The following is an 8,286-nucleotide window of genomic DNA, read 5'->3' as shown; positions in this document are numbered from 1 at the left end:
CGGTCTCGACGTCGCCGGCCGCCTCGGCGGCGGCACCCTCGGCCGTCGGCGCCGCGGCCTCGGCCGCGGCGTCGTCCTCCCCCGCCGTCCCGTCGGAGACGATCGCGACCCCGGCCGCCTCGGTGTCCGCCTTCGCCTGCGCCGCGGCGCGTTCCAGGGCCTCCATCGAGCCGAACTCACGGCCCAGCGCCTGCGCGGCGGTCGGCCCGACGTGGCGGATCGACAGTCCCACCAGCACCCGCCACAGCGGCCGGTCCTTCGCCGCCTCCAGGTTCGTGAGCAGCTTGCGGCCGTTGACCGTCAGCTCGCCCTTCTGGTTGCGGAACAGCTCGGTCCGCAGCAGGTCGTCCTCGGTCAGGGCGAACACGTCACCCTCGTCGGTCAGCACGCCCGACGTCAGCAGCGCCACCGCGGCCTCGTAGCCGAGTCCCTCGATGTCGAACGCGCCGCGGCCCGCGACGTGGAACAGCCGCTCCCGCAGCTGTGCCGGGCAGGAGCGGGCGTTCGGACAGCGCCGGTCGACGTCGCCCGCCTTCTGCTGCACGAGCGCGGTGCCGCACTCGGGGCAGTGCGTCGGCATCACGAACTCGCGCTCGGAACCGTCGCGCACGTCGGTGACCGGGCCCAGCACCTCGGGGATGACGTCGCCCGCCTTGCGGATGACCACCCGGTCGCCGATCAGCACGCCCTTGCGGCGTACCTCGTCGGCGTTGTGCAGGGTCGCCATCTCGACCGTGGACCCGGCGACCTTCACCGGCTCCATCACCGCGAACGGGGTGACCCGGCCGGTGCGCCCGACGTTGACCCGGATGTCGAGCAGCCGCGTGGTGGCCTGCTCCGGTGGGTACTTGTAGGCGATCGCCCAGCGCGGGAACCGGGAGGTCGCACCGAGTCTGCGCTGCAGCGCCACCTCGTCGACCTTCACCACGACGCCGTCGATCTCGTGCTCGACGTCGTGCCGGTGCTCGCCCCAGTGCTCGACGTACTCGATCACCTTCTCGATGCCCCGCAGCACGGTCGTGCGCGGAGAGATCGGCAGGCCCCAGGCGACCAGCGCGTCGTAGGCGTGGGACTGGGTGTCGGGGGTGAACCCCTCCCGCTTGCCGAGGCCGTGGCAGATCAGCCGCAGGTTGCGCGAGCCGGTGACCCGGGGGTCCTTCTGCCGCAGCGAGCCGGCCGCGGTGTTGCGGGGGTTCGCGAACGGCTCCTTGCCCGCCTCGACCAGCGAGGCGTTGAGCCGCTCAAAGTCCTCCAGCCGGAAGTAGACCTCGCCCCGGACCTCGACGAGTCCCGGCACCGGGAACTCGTCGGTGGCGGTGAGCTGCTCGGGCACCTCGGCGAGGGTGCGCATGTTGAGCGTGATGTCCTCGCCGGTGCGCCCGTCACCGCGGGTCAGCGCGCGGGTGAGCCGCCCGTCGGTGTAGAGCAGGTTCACCGCCAGTCCGTCGATCTTGAGCTCGCACAGGTAGTGCAGGTCCTCGCCGACCTCCTTCGTCACCCGCTCCTGCCAGGTGCGCAGGTCGTCGGGCGAGAAGGCGTTGTCCAGCGACAGCATCCGCTCGAGATGGTCGTGGGCGGTGAAGTCGGTGGAGAACGTGCCGCCGACGCGCTGGCTCGGCGAGTCCGGCGTGACCAGCTCGGGGTGCGCCTCCTCCAGCGCGAGCAGCTCGTGCCACAGTTCGTCGAACTGGCCGTCGGAGACGACCGGCGCGTCCAGCACGTAGTACCGGAACTGGTGGTCGGCCACCTCGGCCGCCAGCTGCGCGTGGCGCTCGCGGGCCTGCGGGGCGTCGGACTGGGAGCTCACGACGCGCAGGTTAGCGGCGACCCCCGACAGCCACCCGTCGCCGAGGGTTCCCGGACGGGTGGCGGGCCGGGTCCGGTACCGCGGTCGCCGCCCGGCGGGGTGGCCGCGGCACCCCTACCGTGGCGGGGTGGACCAGGCCGCCGTGGAACTCGCGCACCGGATGTTCGACCTGGCCCGCGAGGGTGCGGCGGAGCAGCTGGCCGCCTACCTCGACGCAGGCGTCCCGGTCGGGCTGACCGACCCCAAGGGCGACACCCTGCTGATCCTCGCCGCCTACTACGGCCACGACGCGGTCGTCGCCGACCTGCTGGCCCGCGGCGCGACGCCGGACCACACCAACGACCGCGGCCAGACCGCGCTCGCCGCCGCGCTGTTCGCCCGGTCGGCGCCGTCGGTGACCGCGCTGCTCGCCGCGGGCGCCGACCCGCACCACGGCAGCCCGTCGGCGTGGGCGACCGTCGAGCACTTCGACCTGCCCGACATGCGGGCGCTGCTGGAAGCGGGGGCCTGAGCCGTGCTGCGGCTGGGGTTCCCGGTCGTCGGCGTCGCCGATCTCGACCGGGCCGCCGCGTTCTGGGCCGCCGCGCTGCACCTGCAGGTCTCCGAGGAGTGGGCGAGCCCCTCCTGGCGCACCCTGACCGGCCCCGGCGGCGGCCGGGTACTCGGCCTGATGCACAGTGCCTCCCCACCCGAGCCCAGGCCCCGCCTGCACCTGGACCTCCTGGTCGACACCACCGACGAGCAGGAGGCCGAGGTCGCGCGGCTCGGATCGCTGGGGGCGACCCTGCCCGACTGGGACGGCTACCCCGCCGAGCCCGACTTCGTCGTCCTCGCCGACCCCGACGGCAACGTGTTCTGCGTGGTCGACCTGAGCCGGGCGCCGTCCTCGGAGGCTGTCGGTGGCGGCGCCTAGAATGCGGGTGTGAGCACCACCGAGAGCGACGCCCGGCAGCCCGGATCCGCCACCGACGCACGCGTCGTCGGCGAGACCGCCCGCCGGCGCACGTTCGCGGTGATCTCCCACCCCGACGCGGGCAAGTCGACCCTGACCGAGGCGCTGGCGCTGCACGCCGAGGTCATCGACTCCGCGGGTGCGGTGCACGGCAAGTCCGGCCGCAAGGGCGTCACCTCGGACTGGATGGAGATGGAGCGCGCCCGCGGCATCTCGGTGTCCTCGGCGGTGCTGCAGTTCGCCTACCGCGACTGTGTGATCAACCTGCTCGACACCCCCGGCCACGGCGACTTCTCCGAGGACACCTACCGGGTGCTCGCCGCCGTCGACGCCGCGGTGATGCTGCTCGACGCCGCGAAGGGCCTCGAGCCGCAGACCCTCAAGCTCTTCGACGTCTGCCGCTCGCGCGGTGTCCCGATCGTCACCTTCGTCAACAAGTGGGACCGGCCCGGCCGCGAGGCCCTGGAGCTGCTCGACGAGGTCGAGCAGACCATCGGCCTGCGCCCGATGCCGCTGACCTGGCCGCTGGGCATCGCAGGGCAGTTCAAGGGGCTCATCGAGCGCACCACCGGCGAGTACACCGCGTTCACCCGCGCCGCGGGCGGCGCGACCAAGGCCACCGCGCACGTCGTCGACGCCGAGACGATCGCCGCGCAGGAGCCGGAGTACTGGCAGAACGCGCAGGACGAGCTGGGCCTGCTCGACGAGATCGGCGCCGGGTTCGACGAGGAGGGCTTCCGCTCCGGCAAGGCCACCCCGGTGCTGTTCGGGTCGGCGCTGTCGAATATCGGCGTCGCCCGGCTGCTCGACTCGCTGGTCGACCTGGCCCCGCCGCCCGCCCCCCGCCCGGACGTGAAGGGCGACGACCGCCCGCTCGAGGCGCCCACCTCCGGACTGATCTTCAAGGTCCAGGCCGGCATGGACAAGGCGCACCGCGACCGGATGGCGTTCCTGCGGATCTGCTCGGGCCGGTTCGAGCGCGGCATGGTGCTCACCCACGCCGCGACCGGCAAGCCGTTCGCCACCAAGTACGCGCAGTCGGTGTTCGGCGCCGAGCGCAAGACCGTCGAGGAGGCCTTCCCCGGCGACATCGTCGGCCTGGTCAACGCCACCGCCCTGCGCCCCGGCGACACCCTCTACGCCGCCGACCCGGTCGAGTTCCCGTCGATCCCGGCGTTCGCCCCGGAGCACTTCGCGGTGATCCGTGCGAAGGACGCAGGCAAGTACAAGCAGTTCCGCAAGGGGATCGAGCAGCTCGGCAACGAGGCGGTCATCCAGATCCTGCGCTCGGACCTGCGCGGCGACCAGGCGCCGGTGCTCGCCGCGGTCGGGCCGCTGCAGTTCGACGTCGTCACCACGCGGCTGGAGACCGAGTTCAACGCCCCGGTCACCCTCGACCGGCTGCCGTACCAGATCGCGCGCCTGGTCGACCCCGAGGCGGTCGAGGCGCTGGCCGGGCAGTCCGAGTGCGAGGTCCTGCGACGCGCCTCGGACGGCGAGCACCTCGCGCTGTTCACCAACAAGTGGCGGATGGACATCATCCAGCGCAAGTTCCCCGACATGCGGTTCGAGGCCATGCCCGCCGGGTCGTCGATCTCCTGATCCGCTGAGCACCGTCGCCGCGGTCGGGGCCGCGCTGCTCGCGGCGCTGCTGTTCGCGCTCGCCGCCGTCGCCCAGCAGACCTCGGCGGCGGCGGACCCGCACGACCGCGGCACGGCGATGCTCGCCCGGCTGGTCCGCGACCCACGTTGGCTCGCCGGCTCGCTGGGTGACACGGTGGCGTTCGCGATGCAGGCCGTTGCGCTCGGGTTCGGGTCGCTGCTGCTGGTGCAGCCGCTCATCGTGACCCAGCTGGTGTTCGCGCTGCCGCTGGCCGCGTGGTGGGCCGGGCGGCGCCCGTCGCGCCGGGAGCTGGTCTGGGCCGCGGTGCTGGTGGTGGCGCTGGTGCTGTTCGTGACCGTCGGCGAGCCGACCGCCGGGGTCGACCGGGCGGGCCTCGCGGCCTGGGCGCCGACCGGGTCGGTGCTGCTCGTGCTGTTCGTCGCGTGCCTCGTCGCGGCCCGGAGCGCGACCGGTACCGCCCGGGCGCTGTTGCTCGCCGCGGCGACCGGGATCGCCTACGGCGTCGTCGCCGCGCTCACCCTCGGCGTGGTCGACACGCTGTCCGACGGGCTCGTCGCGCTGCTGACGTCGTGGGAGACCTGGGCGCTCGCGGTCGCCGTCGTCGGGGGCACGCTGCTGCAGCAGACCGCGTTCCAGGCCGGCGCGCTCGGGGCCTCGCTGCCGGCGGTGGTCGTCGGGGAACCGGTGGTCGCGGCGGTCGTCGGGGTGACCGTGCTCGACGAGCGGCTGGCCACCGGCGGGGCGGGGTGGCTGCTCGTCGCGGTGCTGGTGGTCGTGCTCGTGGTGGCGACGGTCGCGCTGGCGCGGGCGAGCGCGGGATCCGGGGAGCGGTCAGGGGTCCTCGACACCGGCGAGCAGGCGTCGTAGCAACCCGTCGAGGAGAGTGCGGTCGTCCGGGCCGAGCGGGCCGAGGATCCGCCGCTCGTCGTCGACGTGGTCGGCGACGGCCCGGTCGACGAGCTCGCGGCCGGGGTCGGTGAGGCGGGCCAGGATGCTGCCGAGGTTCTCCGGGTCGAGGCTGCGCGTGGTCGAGCCGGTGGGTCGTCGCGGCCGGGGACAGCATGAGCGCGCGGCTGAGGCCGGCGAGCACGCGTCGCGGACTCGCGGACCGGCGGAAGACGATCTACCGCCGGGCCTGTGATGGACCGGGCAGCCGAGGACATCCGCCTGGCCACCACCGACCCGTCGGTCACGTACCGGCGATCGCGGCGACACACCTCCGAGGCACGGCAGGGTGCGCGACCCGGGCCACCTGCGCGCAGCCTCCCGCCGCGCCATCGCCCACCACACCGCCGGAGGACCCGAACCATCTCGCATCGGAACTACTTGCCTGAGCGGCAACTAGCTGGCACGCTCGACCCCGACGACACCGATGGGGGCTCGGATGGACACTCCGGACGCACGACGAGCGACCGAGGCGCTTCAGGAGATCGAGGCGGCACGACGGGCCGTGGACGCCGCAGACCGGCGCTCTCGGCCCGCGGTCCTGATCGCCACCGCCGCGCTCACCGTCCTCGACTTCGCTGCGAAGGACCACCTGCCGCGACGCGGTCAGCGGGTCGTCACCGCGGTCGCCCTCGCCGGCGTGCTCGGCGTCTCACTCGCCGACGTGCGTTCCACTCCGGTCGTCGTCTATGCGGCCGCTGACGGACCCGCCCCGGGCAGGGCCGCGGCGTTGTTCGGAGCCTCCATCGGCTGGTTCGCGGCCGAGCGGGTGGCCGTCGCCCTCCTACGACGCAGCCGGCTGCGCCGCCCGAACACCGCCGCCGGGATCCTCCTCGGCGTGTCACGCCCGCTCGGGAGCGTCCTCGTCACCCGGATCCTGCCACGCGCCGGTCGCGATGTCTGAGGACTCTCCCGACACCCGACTGGTCCCGCTGCTCCTGGACCCGACCCGCCTGCGTGTGGTCGCGACACTCCTCGCCGCAGGCGAGGTCGAGTTCGCGTTCGTCCGCGACAGGGTCGGACTGAGCGACTCCGCGCTGTCGAAGCAGGTCAAGGCCCTGTCCGACGCCGGCGTGGTGACCTCGCGGCGGGAGCCGCACGGGCCCGCGCGCCGGACGTGGCTGCGGCTCAGCCCGGACGGGCGACGGCAGGTCGAGGTCCACGTCGGCGCGTTGCGCGACATCGCCGGTGGCGCCGACGGGTCCGGATCCGGGTGACGCGCCGCGCCGGGGAGAAGGAACCGCGACCGTCGGCCGGTGGGACACGGCCCCCGCTCCGGGCGACACCCGACGGCGTCGGGCGTCGACGCTTCTGCACCGCGAGGGGAGCAGGGTCTCCCGCTCCCCGCGCTGCGACTCATCGGGGCCGGCCCGTGACGGAACCGGCGGCGGTCGCGTAGGCGGCGGCCGGGATCTGGTCGGCGCCGAACACGACGTGCCCGACGGCGGCGACGTCGCCGCTCCCGAAGCCGCCGCACAGCTCGACCAGGGTGACCCGCTCGTCGCGGACCAGGCCGGCGGCGACGGCGGGCGCGTCCGCGGTCGACGCGACGGCGACGACCATCGAGCACTGCCCACCGGACTCGAGCACGAGGCAATCACGGTCGGGGTCGGCGCCGGGGTGCTCGACCAGGTAGGCCCAGCGGGCCGGTTCGGTGGTCATGGACCCATCGTCGGAACTGAACCCCGCTCCGGGTCAAGCCCGGTCCGGGCACACCCGGCCCCGCCGCGGGCCGCGCTGCGGTCCGGCCGGCCAGGTCAGGAGGCCAGGACGAAGAACTCCAGCGCGTTGCCGTCGGGGTCCTTGAACGACAGCGCCAGGCCGTAGTCGGCCTCGACGATCCCGTCGTGGGCGATCCCGACCGAGTCCAGGTGGTCGCGCCACAGCTCGATCTCCGCCCGGTCCGCGACGCCGAACCCGACGTGGTCCATGCCCGGCCGGTCCGGGGCGAACGCGTCACCGGTGTCGACGGAGTCGTGCCGGGTCAGGCCCAGCAGCTGGCCCGAGGGCAGCGCGAACACGCGGCGGTGGAACGGCCCGTCGGACAACGTCATCGCCGGCTCGGAGCCGATCAGCTTCGAGTACCAGGCCTCGCTGACCTCCAGGTCGGTGACCGAGAGGGCGAGGTGGTGGATGGCGGGGAACTCGGGCACGGGACGACCTCCGGATCGCATAGCGGGACGTGCATGTCCTGGGTTCCCGTTCCACCCGATGATCAATCGTGCACGACCGTTCTGCGGGCCGCGCCCCACCAGCTACCGAACCGACGCGGCGCGCCCGCCACCCGACGCGGCGGGGTACAGCGCGCGGGGCGCGACCGAGCAGGACGCCACAGGGCAGGGAGGGGGTCAGCCCGCCGCGTCGGCCGGGTCGCCGTGGCGCACGTCCACCGGCCACGCCCCGGCGGGCAGCCGGTGCAACCGGGCGTAGTGCTCGGCGATGTCGTCCGGGTCGTAGGCGGTTCCCGGCGCGACCGGCCCGCACACGGTCACGGTCGCCGACCGCACCCCTCGCGGCCCGAACTCGGCGTCGAGCAGCTCGGCCAGCGCGCGCAGCCCGGCCTTGCCCAGCGACAGGCTCGTCAGCTGCGGCAGTGGGTGCGGCATGCCGGCCGTCATCAGGTAGCTGCCGCCGTCGCCGTCGGCCATCACCGGCAGCAGCGCCGCGGCAGTGGTCACCGCGCCGCCGACGTTGACCGCCCAGGTGTCGCGCAGCGTCGCCGCGTCGAGCCCGGTGACGGTGTCGGCACGGATCACCCCGGCGTTGTAGACGACGACCTCGGGCACCCCGAGCCGCTCGACCAGGCCGCCGAGCGCGGTGCGCAGCGCCGCCTCGTCGGCGACGTCGGCGGTGGCACCGGCTGCCCCGCCGGGGAGGTCGGCGAGCAGGCCGTTGACCGTGGACGACGAGCGGGCGAGCACCCCGACGGGGTGGCCGGCGGCGGCGAAGCGGCGGGCG

10 protein-coding genes are annotated in these 8,286 nt (G+C 74.2%); 6 read left to right on the top strand and 4 right to left on the bottom strand.

Annotated features, from left to right (window positions below):
* Window positions 1-1,807, bottom strand: a 1,807-nt coding sequence (ligA, locus tag GTW08_RS21140) for an NAD-dependent DNA ligase LigA (protein ID WP_346009947.1), incomplete at its 3' end; no start/stop codon positions are given.
* Between the two features lie 127 nt (window positions 1,808-1,934).
* On the opposite strand from ligA, the gene GTW08_RS21135 reads away from it, so the two are divergent.
* From GTW08_RS21135 to GTW08_RS21110, 6 genes are all read left to right on the top strand, one after another.
* On the top strand, window positions 1,935-2,318 hold the full coding sequence (locus GTW08_RS21135) for an ankyrin repeat domain-containing protein (RefSeq protein WP_253067387.1): 384 nt from the start codon (window positions 1,935-1,937) through the stop codon (window positions 2,316-2,318).
* Between the two features lie 3 nt (window positions 2,319-2,321).
* Entirely contained in the window at window positions 2,322-2,720 is a 399-nt protein-coding gene (locus GTW08_RS21130) for a VOC family protein (RefSeq protein ID WP_073578443.1), read from the top strand.
* A 9-nt stretch (window positions 2,721-2,729) separates the two neighbouring features.
* A complete protein-coding gene (locus GTW08_RS21125) occupies window positions 2,730-4,361 on the top strand; it encodes a peptide chain release factor 3 (RefSeq protein WP_073578444.1) in 1,632 nt (543 codons plus the stop codon).
* Between the two features lie 4 nt (window positions 4,362-4,365).
* Window positions 4,366-5,250, top strand: coding sequence for a DMT family transporter (locus GTW08_RS21120; RefSeq protein WP_073578579.1), 885 nt, complete (start codon window positions 4,366-4,368; stop codon window positions 5,248-5,250).
* Between the two features lie 517 nt (window positions 5,251-5,767).
* Window positions 5,768-6,232, top strand: a complete 465-nt coding sequence (locus GTW08_RS21115; RefSeq protein ID WP_161152426.1) for a hypothetical protein — start codon at window positions 5,768-5,770, stop codon at window positions 6,230-6,232.
* A complete protein-coding gene (locus GTW08_RS21110; RefSeq protein WP_073578446.1) occupies window positions 6,225-6,545 on the top strand; it encodes a transcriptional regulator in 321 nt (106 codons plus the stop codon). Before GTW08_RS21115 ends, GTW08_RS21110 begins: the two co-directional genes overlap by 8 nt.
* Before the next feature lie 139 nt (window positions 6,546-6,684).
* On the opposite strand, the gene GTW08_RS21105 is transcribed toward GTW08_RS21110, so the two are convergent.
* The 3 genes from GTW08_RS21105 to GTW08_RS21095 form a co-directional block, all read right to left on the bottom strand.
* On the bottom strand, window positions 6,685-6,990 hold the full coding sequence (locus GTW08_RS21105; protein WP_073578447.1) for a DUF6506 family protein: 306 nt from the start codon (window positions 6,988-6,990) through the stop codon (window positions 6,685-6,687).
* Window positions 6,991-7,085: 95 nt separating this feature from the next.
* Entirely contained in the window at window positions 7,086-7,481 is a 396-nt protein-coding gene (locus GTW08_RS21100; RefSeq protein WP_083659162.1) for a VOC family protein, read from the bottom strand.
* Window positions 7,482-7,676: 195 nt separating this feature from the next.
* Window positions 7,677-8,286: SDR family oxidoreductase (locus GTW08_RS21095; RefSeq protein ID WP_161152425.1), on the bottom strand; the 610-nt coding region annotated here is incomplete at its 5' end.

The organism is Pseudonocardia sp. SID8383 (assembly GCF_009864975.1).
Lineage (GTDB): Bacteria > Actinomycetota > Actinomycetes > Mycobacteriales > Pseudonocardiaceae > Pseudonocardia > Pseudonocardia alni.
This window is presented reverse-complemented; position numbering and strand designations above follow the sequence as displayed.

What these genes read in the sequence shown, in the direction of transcription:
- GTW08_RS21115 (WP_161152426.1), top strand. Translation starts at nt 5,768, where the DNA reads ATGGACACTCCGGACGCACGACGAGCGACCGAGGCGCTTCAGGAGATC.
- GTW08_RS21110 (WP_073578446.1), top strand. Translation starts at nt 6,225, where the DNA reads ATGTCTGAGGACTCTCCCGACACCCGACTGGTCCCGCTGCTCCTGGAC.
- GTW08_RS21105 (WP_073578447.1), bottom strand. Translation starts at nt 6,990, where the DNA reads ATGACCACCGAACCGGCCCGCTGGGCCTACCTGGTCGAGCACCCCGGC.